The organism is Saliniradius amylolyticus (genome assembly GCF_003143555.1).
GTDB classification, from domain to species: Bacteria; Pseudomonadota; Gammaproteobacteria; order Enterobacterales; family Alteromonadaceae; genus Saliniradius; species Saliniradius amylolyticus.
The window spans coordinates 2,585,955-2,605,041 of the sequence record NZ_CP029347.1 but is presented as its reverse complement, the minus strand read 5'-3'; the positions used below and the strand labels follow the sequence as shown (position 1 = coordinate 2,605,041).

General features: G+C 52.0%; 15 protein-coding genes. 10 read left to right on the top strand and 5 right to left on the bottom strand.

Going from position 1 to position 19,087, the window contains the following annotated elements; all coding sequences use genetic code 11:
- Positions 1–43 precede the first annotated feature (43 nt).
- The 4 genes from HMF8227_RS12205 to HMF8227_RS12190 all read right to left on the bottom strand — a co-directional run bounded on the left by HMF8227_RS12205 (position 44) and on the right by HMF8227_RS12190 (position 3,284).
- The gene (locus tag HMF8227_RS12205; protein WP_109340438.1) at positions 44–1,261 is read right to left on the bottom strand and encodes a type II secretion system F family protein; all 1,218 of its coding nucleotides are present in this window, start codon (positions 1,259–1,261) and stop codon (positions 44–46) included.
- Positions 1,262–1,332: 71 nt separating this feature from the next.
- Positions 1,333–1,764, bottom strand: a complete 432-nt coding sequence (locus HMF8227_RS12200; RefSeq protein ID WP_162558600.1) for a pilin — start codon at positions 1,762–1,764, stop codon at positions 1,333–1,335.
- Between the two features lie 194 nt (positions 1,765–1,958).
- The gene (gene nadC / locus HMF8227_RS12195; protein WP_109340437.1) at positions 1,959–2,807 is read right to left on the bottom strand and encodes a carboxylating nicotinate-nucleotide diphosphorylase; all 849 of its coding nucleotides are present in this window, start codon (positions 2,805–2,807) and stop codon (positions 1,959–1,961) included.
- 3 nt (positions 2,808–2,810) lie between these two features.
- Positions 2,811–3,284 carry a retropepsin-like aspartic protease family protein gene (locus tag HMF8227_RS12190; RefSeq protein WP_109341105.1) on the bottom strand — a complete coding sequence of 158 codons (474 nt, stop codon included), beginning with the start codon at positions 3,282–3,284 and terminating at the stop codon, positions 2,811–2,813.
- A 203-nt stretch (positions 3,285–3,487) separates the two neighbouring features.
- Here HMF8227_RS12190 and ampE point away from each other — a divergent pair, with 203 nt between their 5' ends.
- From ampE to HMF8227_RS12160, 6 genes are all read left to right on the top strand, one after another.
- Positions 3,488–4,312 carry a beta-lactamase regulator AmpE gene (gene ampE, locus HMF8227_RS12185; RefSeq protein WP_162558599.1) on the top strand — a complete coding sequence of 275 codons (825 nt, stop codon included), beginning with the start codon at positions 3,488–3,490 and terminating at the stop codon, positions 4,310–4,312.
- Between the two features lie 181 nt (positions 4,313–4,493).
- Positions 4,494–5,249, top strand: a complete 756-nt coding sequence (pdhR, locus tag HMF8227_RS12180; RefSeq protein WP_109340435.1) for a pyruvate dehydrogenase complex transcriptional repressor PdhR — start codon at positions 4,494–4,496, stop codon at positions 5,247–5,249.
- A gap of 61 nt (positions 5,250–5,310) precedes the next feature.
- Positions 5,311–7,983: a pyruvate dehydrogenase (acetyl-transferring), homodimeric type gene (gene aceE, locus HMF8227_RS12175; protein ID WP_109340434.1), complete on the top strand. Its 2,673-nt coding sequence runs from the start codon at positions 5,311–5,313 to the stop codon at positions 7,981–7,983.
- A 21-nt stretch (positions 7,984–8,004) separates the two neighbouring features.
- Positions 8,005–9,999, top strand: coding sequence for a pyruvate dehydrogenase complex dihydrolipoyllysine-residue acetyltransferase (aceF, locus tag HMF8227_RS12170; protein ID WP_109340433.1), 1,995 nt, complete (start codon positions 8,005–8,007; stop codon positions 9,997–9,999).
- 140 nt (positions 10,000–10,139) lie between these two features.
- A complete protein-coding gene (gene lpdA / locus HMF8227_RS12165; RefSeq protein WP_109340432.1) occupies positions 10,140–11,567 on the top strand; it encodes a dihydrolipoyl dehydrogenase in 1,428 nt (475 codons plus the stop codon).
- Positions 11,568–11,710: 143 nt separating this feature from the next.
- Positions 11,711–12,334, top strand: coding sequence for a hypothetical protein (locus HMF8227_RS12160; protein WP_162558598.1), 624 nt, complete (start codon positions 11,711–11,713; stop codon positions 12,332–12,334).
- A gap of 55 nt (positions 12,335–12,389) precedes the next feature.
- Here the strand turns inward: HMF8227_RS12160 and HMF8227_RS12155 are convergent, their stop codons facing one another.
- Complete coding sequence (locus HMF8227_RS12155) at positions 12,390–12,797, bottom strand: ExbD/TolR family protein (RefSeq protein ID WP_109340430.1); 408 nt, start codon at positions 12,795–12,797, stop codon at positions 12,390–12,392.
- Positions 12,798–13,017: 220 nt separating this feature from the next.
- Between HMF8227_RS12155 and HMF8227_RS12150 the strand changes: the two genes are divergently transcribed.
- The 4 genes from HMF8227_RS12150 (at position 13,018) to HMF8227_RS12135 (ending at position 18,971) form a co-directional block, all read left to right on the top strand.
- Positions 13,018–15,093: a M13 family metallopeptidase gene (locus HMF8227_RS12150; protein WP_109340429.1), complete on the top strand. Its 2,076-nt coding sequence runs from the start codon at positions 13,018–13,020 to the stop codon at positions 15,091–15,093.
- 122 nt (positions 15,094–15,215) lie between these two features.
- Positions 15,216–17,591: a heavy metal translocating P-type ATPase gene (locus HMF8227_RS12145; RefSeq protein ID WP_109340428.1), complete on the top strand. Its 2,376-nt coding sequence runs from the start codon at positions 15,216–15,218 to the stop codon at positions 17,589–17,591.
- 271 nt (positions 17,592–17,862) lie between these two features.
- Entirely contained in the window at positions 17,863–18,123 is a 261-nt protein-coding gene (locus HMF8227_RS12140) for a DUF1289 domain-containing protein (RefSeq protein WP_109340427.1), read from the top strand.
- Complete coding sequence (locus HMF8227_RS12135; RefSeq protein WP_109340426.1) at positions 18,120–18,971, top strand: HDOD domain-containing protein; 852 nt, start codon at positions 18,120–18,122, stop codon at positions 18,969–18,971. Before HMF8227_RS12140 ends, HMF8227_RS12135 begins: the two co-directional genes overlap by 4 nt.
- The last annotated feature ends 116 nt before the right edge of the window (positions 18,972–19,087 follow it).

The window sequence follows — 19,087 nt, the reverse complement described above, 5'->3', positions numbered from 1 at the left end:
AAGTCAAAAACTAATAGAGCAGACTCTGCCAGAAAAGCGCCGATTAAACCACACTGCCCATCTGGAATATGGGTAAGTACATAGCGATGATCAGACCACCGATCACTACACCCAATACGGCCATTATCATTGGCTCCAGCAAGGCTGTCAGGCCATCGACGAGATCGTCCACTTCCCGTTCGTAGATGGTGGCCACCTTGTCCAGCATATCGTCCACCGATCCGGACTCTTCGCCGATAGCGACCATTTGCACTACCATATCCGGAAACACGCCGGTATCGCGCATGGCAGTATTCATCTGCATGCCACCGGAGACTTCCTTGCGAATGGTTAAGATGGCATCCCGGAACACTGCGTTACCAGCTGCGCCAGCGGCCGATTCCAGAGCGCCGATTAAGGGGACACCGGCGGCAAAGGTCGTGGACAGGGTGCGGGTAAAGCGTGCGATGGAGGCTTTTTTTAGAATTTCACCAATAACAGGAATCTTCAGGATCTGTTTATCCACCTTGTCCCTAAGCTTCTTAGACTTTTTATGAGCCCGTTTAAATAATGCCGCTGCAGCGACCAGAGCACCGGCCATATACAAACCATAATTCTGAATTGCCTGGGAGATACCCAAAACAAAAAGAGTGAATGCGGGCAACTCGGCTCCGAAACTGGCAAAGATTTCCTGAAACTGAGGGACGACAAAAATAAGCAGAATCAAGGTAACAATGGTCGCCACAACGATCACCGCAATGGGATAGAACATGGCTTTTTTAATCTTGGACTTTAAAGCCTCGGCCTTTTCTTTGTAGGTGGCAATACGATCATAAATAGTTTCCAGTGAGCCTGATTGCTCACCGGTTTCTACCAGGTCGCAATAAAGTTCATCGAAATGATCGGGATGTTTACGCAAGGATTCGGATAAGGGGGTGCCAGCCTTCACATCATTACCAATTTCGATCAGCATCTTGCGCATAGCGGCATTGTTAGCCCCGTCGGCGATCATATCGATGGTCTGGATCAGAGTCACGCCAGCGCTTAGCATGGTGGCGATCTGGCGCGAGACAACGCAGATATCCGCCGCCTTTATTTTGGCCGCGCCTTTGCCGAATAGTGGCTTGGAATACTTTTTGATTTTGGTGACAGAAACGCCTTTTTTACGCAGCTGAGTCCTGGCATCCATAATGTTCTTGGCGGAGAGTTCGCCATCGATATTCTGGCCCTGACGGTTTTTACCCTGCCAGGTAAAAATTTGTAAGGCTGGTTGCTTGGCCATGAAGTGAGTCCGCCTAGAGTTAGAAAAGCCCGACGGTTGCCGGGCTTTGTCAGGCTGTATGAAAACTTAGATTAGCACAGCTCTGCAGGGTTACAGGTCTCAGTCCAGGTAACCTGACCATTGTTGACTGCTGCTGTCAATGTATAGGTCTCGGTACCGTCAAGAGAGCCTACTGCAGCAGCACTAACAACTAAGTCGGTAGCGTCCCATGTAACGCTGGCAACACCCGGGGCATTGGTCGCAGAGTTGGCTGCTGGGATGCCATTGGCGCCAAGGGCAGTACAAGTAGTCATTGGTACAGCCGTTTCGTTATTGGTTTGCGCACATACTTCAATGGAACGCTTAAAGGTGGATGCTGCCGTTTTTACCTCGGTAAAGGCCGCACCACGCGTGTATTGGTTGTAGGCAGGCAGGGCGATGGCCGCCAGAATGCCGATGATGGCCACTACAATCATTAATTCGATCAGGGTGAAACCCTTTTGGTTTACTTGTTTCGTTGTCATGTCTTGTCTCCACGTATCCCGGAAGTGCAACATCAGTTGCTGAATTAGAATGTAAATCAGCAACTTGTTATTGCTGATGGATGTTGAATATCCATGTTCAGTATAGAACGGGTGCGAGCTTAGACAAGTATTTAGATCAATACATAAGTGCTTAAATGAGGGCGGTCTTTCGTCTTTTGGCTTGTGTTACCGGCTCAAAGTATACGTAAAGACAGATCAATGGCCTTTATATGCTTGGTCAGTGCGCCGGAGGAGATGTAATCCACGCCGGTCTGACTCAGCTGACCCAGTGCCTGGTCGGTAATATTACCAGATACTTCAAGCTTTGCCTGGCCTTGGTTGAGCGCGACCGCCTGCTTGATATCATCGATGCTGAAGTTATCAAGCATAATCGTATCCGCTCCGGCGCGGAGCGCTTGCTGAAGCTCATCGAGGTTTTCCACTTCAACCTCTACGATTTTGCCCGGCTGCTGAGCGCGCGCTGTTTCTACCGCATTGAGGATAGAGCCACAGGCGAAAATATGATTCTCTTTGATTAGAAAGGCGTCGAACAATCCAACCCGGTGATTGACACCGCCACCGCATTTTACGGCGTATTTTTGTGCGGCTCTCAGACCCGGCATTGTTTTGCGTGTATCCAGTATCTGCGTGTGACTGCCGTCTAGCAATGAGACGTAGTGCGCTACCGTGGTGGCCGTGCCCATCAGGCTTTGTAAGAAGTTCAGAGCGGTGCGTTCGCCGGTCAGGATGTCCCGCGCCGGACCTTTTAGGGTGACCAGAGTGGTATCGGCCGACAGCCTATCGCCGTCGGTCACTTGCCAGTCGAGACTGACTTTTGAACCCAGTTGCTTAAAGACCTCACCGGCCCAGGCTTTACCTGCCATGACGCAGGCTTCCCGACAAATAATTCGCGCAGTGGCAAGCTTGTCTCTCGGGATTAGGGAGGCGGTAATATCCCCATTCGGGCCCTGATAGTTGAGGTCTTCGTCAAGTGCCGCGCTTACATTGCGGCGGATTTCCTGTTCTAAATCCAACATAGTCATTATTCAGTAAGTCAAATAAAGCCATTCGCCGCTTTGGCGAAAATCTACTTGTTTTAAGGCGCTCATACCCAGCAGGATGGCTTCGCCGCCCATGCCCGGATTGAGGTTTGCCCGCACATCATACAGGCTAATATCGCCCAGCTGTAATCGATCAATGCGGGTTTGGGCGACGGTGATGCTACCGTTGGCGGTCATAACTCGGCTGCGCGCCCCTGGTTGAAGATTCAGGCGTTCGCCAAGGTGAGCCGGAATGGAGACGTGAGTCGCACCAGTGTCTAGTAAGAAAGTGACCGGAGAGCCATTGATCAGGCCAGATGCAACGTAATGCCCCTGACGATTTTGCTTGAGGCGTACTTCCTGTCGACCATTCTGAGTCTGGCTCAGTGGCTGCTGATTCGGGTTGAACTGTTCGGTCAATTCTTCATTAAACCAGAGGGTCAACAGCCCCAGTAAAGCAATCCAGGCCAACACGGCCATCCAGCGACCCATGGAACGGGTGTCTGATTGTGTCATAAACAGGCCCCAGGCTCTGCCGCGGGTTTTCTCAATGGCCGAATCATACCCTGATTCGATAGCGGATGCAGCCATCGCGTCACGGTCATAAACAATGCCCGGAGTCTATAGGGACAAGTAGTCTGAATGCTATATACTTACCCCAGTTTTATGCGGCAAGGATTGTTATGACACTGATTAGCTTACTTCTGGTGTTGGCTCTGGAGCGCACAGGCTTTAATGGCCATAGCTGGCATGTGGAGACCTATACCGGGCGCTATTATCACTTCTTATTAAGACAAGGCATTGTCAAAGACCAAAGTACACCCTGGGTCATTCTGGGTGTCGCCTTGTTGCCAGCATTGTTGTTATTAGCGGTGCTTCAAATGTTGGATATGGCGCTTATCGAGCTGGCGGTGTCCGTGTTATTGCTGCTGGTGGCCATCGGCTGTCCGCTTTACCGAGCCAGTTATAAAGGTTACTTGCAGGCCTCTGCCAGGGGCGATGTGGAAGGCAGTAATATTTATGCTGAGCAGATGGGGTACGTACCGAGAGACGATTACAGCTTTGGTCAACATCTGATGTGGATTAATTACCGTCACTATGCCGCTGTGATGATTTGGTTTGCGGTCTTCGGTGCTGCGGGTGCCTTGCTGTATGTGCTGACCCGTTCATTAGTGCTGATGCTGGAGGAGGATCAGCATCCAGCGTCCATCCAGGCACAGCAGGTATTGGAGTGGTTGGACTGGGTGCCGGTACGTGTGGCGGCCTTCGGTCTGTTGATTGTGGGTCACTTTTCCAAAGCCTTGCCGGTGTGGGTGACTAGTGCAGGAAATGCGGGTAGACCGGCTCGCTCTTTGTTGACAGAGGTGGCTCAGGCTGCCGAGGTCATTGAGCCCGAAGAACTTAGTTGTAATACCGAACCTTGCGCCATGGTGGCCTTGGCGAAACGCAATACACTGTTCCTGCTGGTAATGCTGTCACTGCTGTCATTGGCAGGCCTGTTGCCTTAATTGGTTTGACCAGTGGTCGGCGCCTTTGTCTATTATGCTTTGCGCTGATTCCGAATAGAGATTCACTGAAACTGACTGGTAATTCTGGTGAGTTTGCATTACCTTACGCGGGTTTAGATATTCGGTTAAAGGTAAAATGGTCTTACCAATTTAAGTGGATGGCGGATTAAGCGGACAGCCAATGCAACGAGTTAAAGCCAAAAAAATCTCAGAGGTGATCCTGGAACAGTTGGAGTCTATGATTCTCAACGGGGATTTCGTGGCGGGGCAAAAACTGCCTTCTGAACGAGAGTTGGCTGAGCGCTTTGACGTATCAAGGCCATCGCTGAGAGAAGCTATTCAAAAGCTGGATGCAAAGGGACTGGTCGATCGTCGGCAGGGCGGTGGCACCTATGTAAAAGACAAGTTGGCGATAATGGAAAATGCGCCTCTGTTAGATTTAATAACGGCGCATCCTGAATCTCAGTTCGACTTATTGGAGTTTCGTCATGCCCTGGAGGGAATGGCAGCCTATTATGCGGCGCTTCGTGGTAATAAAGCATTGACGGCATCGATCCAGCACGCCTTCGAGCGGGTACAAACGGTGCAGCAGCAAAAGGATGTTGAGGCCGAAGCTGAGGCGTTGGCCACGTTTTACTTACAGATGATTCAGGCTTCACAGAACCGGGTGTTGCTGCATATTTTTCGTGGCCTGCAGCCGGTGTTACAAGACAATATCAAGCGCAACCTGGAAATGCTCAAAGGATCACCAAAAGTTGGGCGACAGATTAACGCCCAGCGCGGCAAGATTCTGGAAGCTATTGTGGCCGGCGACCCTGAGCAGGCGCGCCGAGCCAGCAATGAGCATCTGGCGTACATTGAAGAAACCTTATTAGAAATTAACCGGCAGGACTCCCGGATGCAGCGCACGCTGCGACGGATTGAAACGCCGGAATAACACTGAACGGGCGGAGGTAGACCTCCGGACCCAATTGCAATTTCAACAAAAGGAAAGCGATATGGCAGAGAATAAGCAGCCAGACGTGGATCCACAGGAAACACAAGAATGGCTTGAAGCACTGGAAGGAGTGCTTGAGCACGAGGGCACCGAGCGCGCCCATTTCCTGATGGAGCAACTGATTGAAACGGCTCGCCGTAATGGCGCCCATTTGCCTTATGACGCCACGACTGCCTACGTCAATACCATTCCAGCCGGGCAAGAGCCCACGATGCCGGGTGACCAGAGTAAAGAGGCCCGGATCCGCAGCGCCATTCGCTGGAATGCCCTGATGATGGTGTTGCGTGCCTCCAAGAAGAATCTGGAGCTGGGGGGGCACATCTCCAGCTTTGCCTCATCGGCCATGTTGTACGATGTAGGCTTTAACCACTTTTTCCGCGCGCCCAATGACGAGGACGGCGGCGACTTCCTGTTTATTCAGGGTCACGTATCGCCGGGCATCTACTCCCGCGCTTATATTGAAGGTCGTCTGAGCGAAGACCAATTGGATATGTTCCGTCAGGAAGTGGATGGCAATGGGTTGTCGTCTTATCCGCACCCTAAACTGATGCCGGATTTCTGGCAGTTCCCGACCGTATCAATGGGTCTGGGACCGATTCAGGCCATCTACCTGGCGCGTTTCCTGAAGTACCTGACCAATCGCGGCATTAAAGATTGTTCTAACCAGCGCGTGTGGTGCTTCCTGGGCGACGGTGAAATTGACGAGCCAGAGAGCTTGGGAGCTATCGGTCTTGCGTCGCGCGAAGGACTGGATAACCTGACCTTTGTGGTGAACTGTAACCTGCAGCGTTTGGATGGTCCGGTACGTGGTAACGGCAAGATCATTCAGGAGCTGGAAGGTACCTTCCGCGGTGCAGGCTGGGAAGTGATGAAGGTCATCTGGGGTCGTTACTGGGATCCCCTGTTGGCTCGTGATACGGGTGGCAAGCTGATCGAACTGATGAACGAAACCGTGGATGGTGAGTATCAGAACTACAAAGCCAAAGGCGGAAATTACACCCGCGAAAACTTCTTTGGCAAATACCCTGAACTTAAAGAAATGGTCGCCAATATGTCCGATGAGGACATCTGGCGCTTAAACCGGGGCGGACACGATCCGGTAAAAGTGTACGCTGCCTATAAGCGTGCCACCGAGACCAAGGGACGCCCTCAGGTGATCCTGGCTAAGACGGTTAAGGGGTATGGCATGGGCGCGGCCGGTGAAGGCAAGAACATTGCCCACCAGGTGAAGAAAATGGATCTGGACGCTGTGCGTCATTATCGCGATCGTTTCAATATCCCGATTGCCGACGACAAGCTTGAAGATCTGCCGTACTTCCGTTTCGATGAAGACAGCGATGAGATGAAGTACCTGCGCGAGCGTCGTGAGGCGCTTAAAGGCTACATGCCGAAACGCCTGCCGCAGAGTCATGAGAACCTGCCGGTGCCGGATATGAAGGCTTTCGAAGCGGTGACCAAGGGCTCGGGTGACCGTGAAATTTCCACCACCATGGCCTTTGTCCGGGTGCTGACCTCAATGCTCAAAGACAAGCAGGTCGGCCAGCGCGTGGTGCCTATTATCCCTGATGAGGCGCGAACTTTCGGTATGGAAGGCTTGTTCCGTCAGGTGGGCATTTACTCCAACCATGGTCAGAAGTATGTGCCTCAGGATAAGGACCAGGTGGCCTATTATCGGGAAGATAAGAAAGGTCAGGTCTTACAGGAAGGCATTAACGAACTTGGCGCTATGGCCTCCTGGCTGGCCGCGGGTACCTCGTATTCCTTAAATGACCTGCCGATGATCCCGGTATACATCTACTACTCCATGTTTGGATTCCAGCGGGTAGGTGATCTGGCCTGGGCTGCCGGTGACAGTCAGGCGCGAGGCTTTTTAGTCGGTGGTACGGCCGGTCGTACTACGCTCAACGGTGAAGGCCTGCAGCACCAGGATGGACACAGTTTGGTTCAGGCGAACCTGATCCCTAACTGCGTCAGCTACGACCCCACCTACGGCTACGAGGTGGCGGTGATCGTGCAGGACGGCATGCGTCGCATGTTCGAAGAGCAGGAAAATGTGTTCTATTACCTGACGGTTATGAACGAAAACTATGTGCAGCCGGAAATGCCTAAGGGCGTGGAAGAGGGTATCATCAAGGGTATCTACAAGCTTGACGATGTGAAGGCCAGCAAGGCCAAAGGCAGCGTGAAGCTACTGGGCTCTGGTACTATCCTGTTGCAGGTACGCGAAGCGGCGCGCATTCTGAAAGAGAAATTTAATGTCAGTTCCGAGGTCTATAGCGTGACTTCCTACAACGAGCTGGCTCGTGAAGGCCTGGATGTCGAGCGTCACAATATGCTGCACCCAGCAGAAAAAGAGCGTGTGCCTTATGTGACCCAGGTGTTGTCAGAGGGCAATGACGGCCCCACCATTTCTGCCACTGACTATGTGAAAGCCTACTCGGATCAGATCCGTGCTTATGTGCCTGGATCTTATAAGGTGCTGGGTACCGATGGCTTTGGTCGCTCCGACAGTCGTGAGAACCTGCGTCGTCACTTCGAAGTGGATGCCAATCACATTGTGGTGGCGAGCTTGCATGAGCTGGCGAAAAACGGCGATATCGATAAAAAAGTGGTGGCCGAAGCCATCAAAGAATTCGATATCAATGTGGATAAAATCAACCCGCTGTACGCCTAAGCCGGGAAGGAGGAAAACAGAATGTCCGATTTGAAAGATGTACTGGTTCCCGATGTCGGCGGGGAAGAAGTTGAAATTATCGAAGTCTGTGTTGAGAAGGGCGAGTCTGTCGAGGCTGAACAGTCCCTGATCACCGTCGAAAGCGATAAGGCCAGCATGGATATTCCGGCACCTTTTGCCGGTAAAGTGGCTGAGATCAAGGTTAGTGTGGGTGACAAGGTCAGCCAGGATGACCTGATCATGCAGTTTGAAGCGGCGGATGCTGACGCTGGTGAAGCTGACGATAACAGCCAGGAAACCGACAACAACGATCAGAAAGAAGCCGAGGATGACAAGGCTTCTGAGGATAGCCAGCAGGCAGAATCCGCATCCACTAAGAAAGCCAGCGGCGGCTCAGACACGGTAGAAGTTAAAGTGCCGGATATTGGTGATGAGTCGGAAGTGGAAATCATCGAAGTGCTGGTATCTGAAGGTGATGACATCGCCGAGGAAGACGGCCTGATCACTCTGGAAACCGATAAGGCCACCATGGATGTGCCCGCGCCACAAGGCGGTAAGGTGAAAGAGGTGAAGGTAAAAACCGGCGATAAGGTCTCGGAAGGTTCCCTGATCCTGCTGCTTGAAACCTCAGGCTCTGGTGAGCAAGCAGCTAGCGACACAGCACCTGAGCCTTCACCGGCACCTTCCTCCAGCCCGGCTCCCAGTGGTGACTCCGAGACGAAAGAAGTCACCGTGCCGGACATTGGTGATGAATCCGATGTGGAAATCATCGAGGTGCTTGTTTCCGAAGGTGACGAAGTGGCTGAGGAAGACGGCCTGCTCACACTGGAGACCGACAAGGCCACCATGGATGTGCCCGCGCCATTCGCCGGTAAGGTCACTGAGCTAAAAGTCAAAGTAGGTGATAAGGTCAGCCAGGGTGATTTGATTGCCATGGTCGAAACTCAGGCCGCAGGTGGTGAGTCTGCACCATCACCAAGCCCCGCGCCGGCGCCTGCTGAGTCTGACTCACCGGCACCGAGCTCGGGCAGTGAACAGCGCAAGCCACCCGTACCACACCACCCGTCGGCGGGGGATAAACCCGCAAGTGGAAATATCCATGCCTCACCGGCAGTACGCCGTGTGGCTCGTGAGTTTGGTGTGGATCTGTCACAGGTAAAAGGCACCGGCCGTAAAGGACGTATCCTTAAAGAAGACGTGCAGTCCTATGTGAAATATGAACTGTCACGCCCCAAAGCAACCGCAGGTTCAGTGGGACAGGGCGAGGGTGGTCTGCAGGTGATTGCACCACCGAAGGTGGATCACAGCAAGTTTGGTGAGGTGGAAGAAGTACCGCTGACCCGAATTCAGAAGATCTCAGGCCCCAACTTGCATCGTAACTGGGTGACCATTCCTCACGTGACTCAGTTTGAGGAAGCGGATATCACCGAGGTGGAAGCTTTCCGTAAGGAGCAAAACAAGCTGGCCGAGAAGAAAAAGCTGGGCATCAAGATCACCCCGCTGGTGTTTATCATGAAGGCCGCCGCCGATGCTCTTAAAGCTTATCCGGTATTTAACACTTCGCTGTCTGAGTCTGGTGAGAGCCTGATCCAGAAAAAGTACTACCATATTGGTATTGCGGTGGACACGCCCAATGGATTGGTGGTGCCCGTGGTGCGGGATGTGGACAAGAAAGGCATTCATGAGTTGTCGGAAGAACTGATGGAGCTTAGTAAAAAAGCCCGCGACGGCAAGCTGAAAGCTGCTGACATGCAGGGAAGTTGCTTTACTATCTCGAGCTTAGGTGGCATCGGCGGTACGGCCTTTACACCGATCGTCAACGCCCCGGATGTGGCCATTTTGGGTGTGTCCCGAAGCGAGATGAAGCCCAAGTGGAACGGCTCCGAGTTTGAGCCTCGCCTGATGTTGCCGCTGTCGTTGTCTTACGACCACAGGGTGATTGACGGCGCCGTGGCGGCCCGCTTTGCAGTCCACCTGAGCAACGTGATGACCGACATTCGTCAGATGTTGCTGTAATCAAATGGGGCCAACAGGCCCCATTGTCGTGATCGGATAGTGGTCAATTTTTGCGAAAGGCGTGCGGCCTAGGTAGAATCGGGCCGCAGCAAACTGATAGAACATTTTCTGTTTTTAGCCCTGAATGATTGAGGTCTTAAATGAGCGAGATTAAAACACAACTGGTGGTACTGGGTGCCGGACCAGGTGGTTACTCCGCGGCGTTTCGAGCGGCGGACCTAGGAATCGAAACCGTGATCGTCGACGCCCGCGATACCCTGGGCGGTGTCTGTCTTAACGTGGGTTGTATCCCATCCAAAGCCCTGTTGCACGTGGCTAAGGTTATCGATGATGCCAAAGATATGGCCTCCCACGGCGTTGAATTCGGTGAGCCCAAGATTGACCTGGATAAGGTCCGCAGCTGGAAAGATAAAGTCGTTGGCCAGTTGACCAAGGGCCTGGACGGTATGTCCAAGATGCGAAAGGTTAAGCACGTTCAGGGCTATGGCAAGTTCACCGGCGCTAACGAACTGGTGGCTGAAGACAATGATGGTAACAAGACCACCATCAAGTTTGACCATGCCATTATTGCTGCCGGTTCTGAGCCGGTAAAACTGCCCTTTATCCCACATGATGATGAGCGTGTCATTGACTCTACCGGCGCACTGGAAATGAAAGACATTCCAGAGAAGATGCTGGTATTGGGCGGAGGTATCATCGGTCTGGAAATGGGAACGGTATATCGCGCCCTGGGCTCCGAGGTTGAAGTCGTTGAGTTCTTAGACCAACTGGTCCCCGCTGCCGATAAAGACGTCATTAAAGTTTACCAGAAGTTCGTTAAAGACAAGTTTAACGTCATGCTGGAAACCAAGGTGACGGATGTTGAAGCCAAAGACGATGGTCTGTATGTCAGCTTCGAAGGCAAGAACGCGCCCAAAGAACCGGTACGTTATGACAAGGTACTGGTTGCAGTTGGCCGTACGCCGAACGGTAATCGTATCGATGCCGACAAGGCCGGTGTTAAGGTGACTGACAAAGGCTTTATCGAAGCCGACAAGCAATTGCGCACCAATGTTGACCACATCCACGCCATCGGTGATGTCATCGGTCAACCTATGCTGGCGCACAAAGCGGTACACGAAGGACACGTGGCGGCTGAGGTCATCGCCGGACAGAAGCATTACTTCGATCCTCGTTGCATTCCTTCTGTGGCGTATACGGATCCGGAAATTGCCTGGGTTGGTCTGACTGAAAAAGAAGCCAAAGAGCAAGGCGTCAATTACGAAGCGGCGACCTTCCCATGGGCAGCGTCTGGCCGAGCCATTGCCTCTGCCCGTACCGAGGGCATGACCAAGTTGATTTTCGATAAAGACAGCGGTCGTGTTATCGGTGGAGCCATCGTGGGCATCAACGCCGGTGAGATGCTGGGTGAAATTGGCCTGGCTATCGAAATGGGTGCGGACGCTGAAGATGTGGCACTGACTATTCACGCGCACCCCACGCTGAATGAGTCCATCGGCCTGGCTTCGGAAATCTTCGAGGGGAGCATTACCGATATGCCCAACCCTAAGGCGAAGAAGAATAAGTAAGCCTGACTTACACTATATTGAAAGCCCGCTGTCAGCGGGCTTTTTTTGTATCTGGTACCGAACCGGCGATAGGGATACACTGGAAACATACAATCACCAGTATCATTAATACAAAACATCTGTGAGTTGCGACTGAGGAGCTTATGCCAGAAATACGAACCCTAAGGGATGTGAATAACTATAAAAAGCAGTTGACGTTTGGTGATATTTCACCGTTTTACCATGCGGTGTCGACCTCCTTAGGGGCCGCCGAAGGGATGCTTAACTATGGCTTTGGCGAGTCGCTTAAGCCGTTGTTGAATCAGCGTAACTGGAATCCGGACATGTTGGGGGGGAAGGAAGATGCCCTCGGGGATATGCAGTTTACCCGCAAGCCCAGAATTTCCATCTATAAGCTCTTCACTCGTAATGGTTTTGAAATACATTGCATTCCCTGGGTGGAACAACGTGAATTCGATCAGGACATGGCCTATCACCCGCAGATGGACTTCAAAGTCTGGAATGTGGATACCATGAAGGCGGTGCTTAAGATTGCCCGTTTACATGAGTTTATCGAGCAATACTTTGAGCGTGGTGACGAGGCGGATTTGGAGTTGATTAAGCTGGCTCACAATATTACCGAGGACTTTGTCGACCAACTCGCTCCTCAGTTTGATACCCAGAAAGTGCATGGTGTATCGGTAAAAGGCTTTTTCGACTTTGTGGCCAAACGCCGTGAGACTGGCGAAGAGGTGTTCTTACCCAAGGTGTATGATATTGCCCTTTGAATAACAAAAAACCCGGCAGGAGCCGGGTTTTTTTAGACATTACTGTCGGGTTGGTTTAGGAAGCGTCGCCTTCCACCACCACAGACAGTTTGTGCAGACCCGCCTTTTTAGCTTGGTCTAATACTTCGACCACGATACCGTGTTCGGTTTCCTGACCTGCTTGTACCACCGCGTTGTCGGTGATGTTTTCAGCCAGGAAATTTTGGATGTTGGCTTCCACCCGGCGGATGTCAATCTGACGACCGTTCATGGTAATAGTGCCATCGTTGGCAATGCGAATTGAGACATTCTTGCTAGGCTTGTTGCTCTTCTGCGCATTCTCAGGACGATTCACAATCAACCCTTTCTCTTTCACGAAAGAGGTGGTTACGATAAAGAAGATCAACATGATAAACACGATGTCGAGCATCGGCGTCATATCAACATTGGCTTCTTCTGAGCTGTGACCGTGTTTTCTTTTCATTACCGCCTCCTACTGGCCGGATTTTCGATTATCAGATTTACGCTAGCGCACTAGTATAGCGTCAAATGCCCCTAAAGATTAACCCCTATTTTACAAGTTTTGTTAACACTCTGACACACTTTTCTGTTTAGTAGCTTTTGCAGGGCACTGTTAGTGCGGGGTAGACTGACTTTGAAGTTAAAACGTATTGGTATCACCCTTTACAACAGGAACCATAATAATGAAAAAACTGACACTCATCGCCACCAGTGTGGCTATTGGGCTGGGGCTAAGTGCATGCAGTCCGGCAGAAAAAGCCACACAAGAGCAGATTGTTGAGCACAAAGAAGCCTCTCAGGCAAAACAACTGCATTCGGGCATCGATCACAGCGCCATGAATACACAGGTGCGTCCTCAAAACGACCTGTATCGTTATGTTAGCGGCCACTGGTTAGAAAACACAGAAATCCCTGGGGACAAGTCGCGCTACGGCGTGTTCAATATGCTGCATGATAATACGCAAGATCAGCTGAAAATATTGATTCAGGAAGCGGCGGAGATGGACGCCGAGAAAGGCAGTAACAACCAAAAGCTGGGTGATATGTACAACAGCTACATGGATGTCGAGACTGCCAATCAGTTGGGGATCAGCCCCATCGAAGAAGACATTAATGGCATTGCAGCGGTGCAATCTCATTCCGATGTGGCGTCAAAGATGGGGGAACTCTTCGCCCTGGGGGTACAGCAGCCCTTTGGCTTTTATGTTTATCCTGATGCTAAGGACCCCAGCACCTACGGTATGTGGCTATACCAAAGTGGCCTGAGTCTGCCGGACCGGGATTACTACTTTAAAGACGAAGCAAAGTTTGAAAAATTCCGTAGTGCCTTAACGGATTATGTCGCCGACCTGCTTAGCGCAGCCGGGCATGAAAATGCATCGGAAGCAGCAGAAGCCGTAGTGGCGTTAGAAAAACGCATTGCTGAGCAGCACCTGTCTCGGGTGGAAAGCCGTGATGCCGAAAAGAACTACAATAAGCGTTCGGTGGCAGAGGTTAAAGCTTTGCTGGATGGCTTTGACTGGCAGGCTTATGCCAACACCAGTGGCTTAGTGGGTGTGGATCACATGATTGTGCGTCAACTGCCATACTTTGAAGCTATGGGAGAGCTGTTTTCCTCCACGGATGTCTCGGTGTGGAAGGACTATTTGACGTATAAGCTGGTGGACACCTACGCGCCTCGTTTGCATCAGGAACTGGTGGATCGCCACTTTGATTTCCATTCCAAGACTCTCAATGGCATTCCCGAACAGCGTCCACGCTGGAAGCGCGCGGTATCGGCCACCAGTGGTGTCCTCGGAGAAGTACTGGGACAGCAATATGTGGCCCGTCATTTTAAGCCTGAAGCCAAGGCCAAGATGGAAGAGCTCGTGGGCAACCTGATTCTGGCCTATGAGCAGAGCATCAGGGATTTGGACTGGATGACCGAAGAAACCAAAAAAGCGGCGTTGGAGAAACTGTCCAAGTTTAATCCTAAGATTGGCTATCCTGACAAGTGGCGTGATTACTCGGCATTAACCATCAGTGACAAAGATCTGGTGGGTAACTACAAGCGTTACAATCGTTTCGAACAGGACTATCAGGTTGGCAAGATTGGCCAGGAAGTGGACCCGGTTGACTGGGGCATGACACCACAGACCATTAATGCCTACTACAGCCCGACACGCAATGAAATCGTGTTCCCTGCTGCTATTCTGCAACCGCCGTTTTTTGACCTCGAAGCCGAGGATGCCGTGAATTACGGTGCCATCGGCGCAGTGATCGGTCACGAAATAGGCCATGGCTTTGATGATCAAGGCTCAAAATACGACGGTGACGGTAACTTGCGTAGCTGGTGGACTGAGGAAGATCGCAAGGCCTTTGATGCATTGGGCGCGAAACTGGCAGAGCAGTTTGATCAATACGAGCCCATCGAGGGACAAACCATCAATGGTAAATTGACGCTGGGTGAAAATATCGGCGACCTGGCTGGACTGACCATTGCTCACAAGGCCTACGATCTCTCGCTGGACGGTAAACCATCACCAGAGATCGACGACTTGAGTGGTGATCAACGCTTCTTTATGGGCTGGGCACAGGTATGGCGCAATAAAATGCGAGAGGACGCCCTGCGAGCTAAGTTGATTCGTGGTCCTCATTCTCCGGGCGAATACCGGGTTAATGGCACTGTCATCAATATCGACAGCTTCCATGAGGCGTTCGATGTGAAAGAAGGGGATGCCATGTATCTGCCGCCAGAGGAGCGGGTGCAGATCTGGTAGTTAACAGAATGCATGCGATCAGCCCCGGCTTTGTCCGGGGCTTTTTTGTTATGGGTGACTTGATTCCAGCATTCTCTGGCACAAGTTTATAGGTAATCACTATGCAATTGGATTAGGCCGTTATGGAACACAGTACACGCCGTTTCAGCGTGGAGGGAATGAGTTGTGCCTCATGTGCCAACCGAGTTCAAAAAGCGTTGGAGGCCATCGATGGCGTTGACGCCGCCGAGGTGAATGCCAATGCCGATCAGGCACAGGTAAGGCTAAGTAAAACGGTCTCGTCGGTGGCCCTAGCCAGGGCGGTAAAGGACGCGGGCTATCAGGTGGCCACTCAAACGACGCTGATCCCCATCCAGGGCATGAGCTGTTCTTCTTGTGTCAGCCGGATCGAGAAGGCATTGGGAGAACGGCCAGATATTCTGACTGTGAGTGTGAGCCTGGCGAATGATGAAGCTTCCGTCACGCATTTTCGAGACTGGGATCCGCAGGCAGCGATGAGAGCCCTTAAAGAAGCGGGGTATCAAGGGCGAATAGACGACAGTGAATACGGGGATGAGCCATTGGAATCTCAGGATCCTTGGTGGCCGGTGGTACTGTCGGCTTTATTAACTCTGCCGCTGATACTACCTATGGTGGCCCTGCTGTGGGGACAGCACTGGATGTTGCCGCCCTGGTGGCAACTGCTACTGGCGACACCGGTACAGTTTGTACTAGGAGCGCGTTTTTACCGCGCGGCCTGGAGTGCATTAAAGGCGGGCACCGGTAATATGGATTTGCTGGTAGCCATAGGGACCTCCTCGGCCTTTGGCTTGTCTTTGTTTAACTGGTATCAGGCCAGTGTTAATGGTCATACACCGCAGCTGTATTTTGAGGCCAGCGCCGCCATTATTACCTTCATCCTGCTCGGCAAACGTCTGGAGTTGCGTGCCAAACGTCAGACAGCCAGGGCCATCCGTGGGCTGAAGCAGTTGCGCCCAGAAACGGTGGTGCGTGTGGAAGAAGGACAGACTCACCGGGTGCCGTTAACGGAGGTTGAAACTGGTCATGTACTGCGCGTGAAGGCCGGCGATCGTATTCCGGCGGATGGCAAGATTCTGGAAGGGCAAAGCAGTATCGACGAATCGGTTATCAGCGGCGAGTCCGTGCCGGTGACCAAGGCCGAAGGAGATAAAGTGGTGGGAGGAGCCCTTAATCTGGATGGCACCCTGGATATTGAGGTAACGGCTATGGGTCAGGATAGCGTGCTATCGCGCATTGTGACTCTGGTAGAGCAGGCCCAAATGGAGAAGCCGCCCATCCAGGCTCTGGTGGATCGGGTCAGTGCGATCTTTGTTCCAGTGGTTGTATTGGTGGCGGTGGTCACGTTTCTGAGCTGGTGGGGCATTAATGGAAACTGGCAGCAGGCGTTGATTAATGCTGTATCCGTGATGGTTATTGCCTGCCCTTGTGCGTTGGGCCTGGCAACGCCAGCAGCTATGATGGCCGGACTGGGGCGTGCAGCCCAGGCGGGCATTCTGATTAAAGATCCTGAAGCTATTGAGCAGGCCCGGCATATTCATACTCTGGTGTTTGATAAGACTGGCACCTTGACTCAGGGAAAGCCCGAGCTGACGAAGGTGGAAACGGAAGAGAGCGCCGAGACTCTGGTGGCTATTGCAGCGAGTTTGTCCCGGCACAGTGAGCATCCGCTGGGACAGGCAGTGATCGATTACGCCGAGCATCATCAGATCCAAATCCAGAACGCCGAGAAGGCCAAGGTCTTATCGGGTAAGGGAATTAGCGGGCAAGTGGATGGTAAGGATTATTATTTTGGCAGCGCCCGGTTGATGACAGAGCTAGGCGTTACACAGCGGCAGATGGAGCGACTCAAGGGAGAAGTAGACACCCAGGGAGCGAGTTTGTCTTGGATTGTGTTAAAGCAACAGGACAAACTGCAACTGCTGGGGCTCATGTTATTTAAAGACAGCCCAAGGGCAGATGCCAAACAAGCCGTCGAAAGGCTAAAGGGTATGGGTATTAATGTGTGGATGCTGACGGGCGACAACCAGAGCAGCGCCGAGGGTATGGCGCGCGAACTGGGGATTGAATATATCAAGGCTGATGCGTCTCCAGAGCAGAAAACCGAGCAGGTGAAAAAGCTACGGCAATCGCAATCCGGGGTGGCCATGATGGGCGACGGGATTAATGATGCGCCGGCGCTGGCCAGTGCGGACCTGGGACTGGCAGTATCCTCTGGCACAGAGGTGGCCATGGACGCTGCGGGGATAACTCTGATGCGTTCCAACCCCTCGCTGGCGGCCGCTGCGTTAGACATCTGTCGTCGTATACGGGTTAAGATTAAACAAAACCTGTTCTGGGCCTTCGTCTTTAACACGGTCGGCATACCACTGGCCGCTTTGGGTTATCTCAATCCCATTATCGCGGGAGCCGCTATGGCGCTGAGTAGCATCATGGTGCTATCAAACGCGTTGCTGCTTAGACGCTGGAAAGCCGAATAATCGGGTTCAGTAGCCTGGGACATTCATTGAAATGAATTAGGTATTGGCGCTCGGGGTGTTATTATTAATGCTAGGCCTGTTTATCTTTCATAGACGGGCTCTGCTGGAGATCACTTATTCATCCAGCAAGGCAGAAGGAGCGAAGTTTAGTGGGTCTAAATAAGCGACTGATAAGGCCGCTGGGTGGAAAAATGGTCTCAGCCCATCGGGCTGAGGCGAATGTGAACGATAAACAGGCCTTAGAGCATCAGCTTTTTGTGACACCGGTCCTATGGAGCAGATAGAGTTTTTTGAGATCCCCAGTCCCTGCATCGGCGTTTGTCAGGCCGGTAAACGGGGCTATTGTCTGGGATGTTATCGCTCCAGAGACGAACGGCTATACTGGCATAAGTTATCGCCAGACGTAAAACGTAAGATAGTGGCAGCCTGTGCCCGGCGTAAGCAGCGCGCAGAGTCTGCCCGTCGCCGCCAACAGCAGGTGGATAACAGCGAACAACAACAAACTTTGTGGGAAGACGAACCGGACCAATGATTTCCGAACAGCAAATTGCCGAGTACGCAAGCCATTCTTTTACCTTGCCGGATACCTGTAACAAGTTACGGTCTATGCTGGATGATGACAACACGGATATGGACGACATCGCCCGTGTGATCGCTCTGGATCCTGCTCTGAGTTCCAAGCTGCTCAAGTTGGCGAACAGCTCCTTATTTCGCTTTCCTTCTGCGGTGAGCTCTATTTCCAAGGCGCTTAACATTATTGGCGGTGAGGCCATGTATAATCTTGCCCTGGTAGAAACGGCCAACTCGGCGTTTAAGCACTTTGCCTCGCCCGGTATTGATTTGGTGCGTTTCTGGAAACAAAGTGTCTACTGTGCACTTATCGCAAAGCACCTCGGGAAGCACTGTCGGATTCGTGGTAGTGAGTACTTGTTTACTATTGGCTTGCTGCATCAGTTAGCCGAGGTGGTGGTGGCTAAGATGGATCCAGAGGTTGCCCAGCAATGCCAAAACCTGGAAGAAGAACAAAAACCCTGGGAACGTCAGAAGGAAATGTTGGGAGCAACCTACGCCGAATGCTCGGCGGCCATTCTGCGTCACTGGCAACTTCCGGAGCAATTTTGCTATGTGCTGTCCAATAACCACAACTTTGCTAAGGCCCTGGACAATAAAGAGGTTGCGATCCTTTATCTGAGCGCCCGTCTTGCGCTGCCTATGGCAGACCCCTCTTTTTCACAAAAGATGGGCATGAACGAAGACCTGATGAATACGTTGGCATTGGAAAGCTACGATATCACCAATATCACCCGACTGGTGACGATGGAAGCCAGTCAGTTGCTGGCGATAATGAATCCCGAAAACTTCCAGCCCACTGAAGAGTAACTCGTTATCGAGTTTCTATTCACCTTCCTTATGATTCAACCACCGTCATAAATAGCATTTATAATAACTATAAGTGAACTAAAGCCGTGGGAAATTTCATTCTGCGGCTAAAAGCC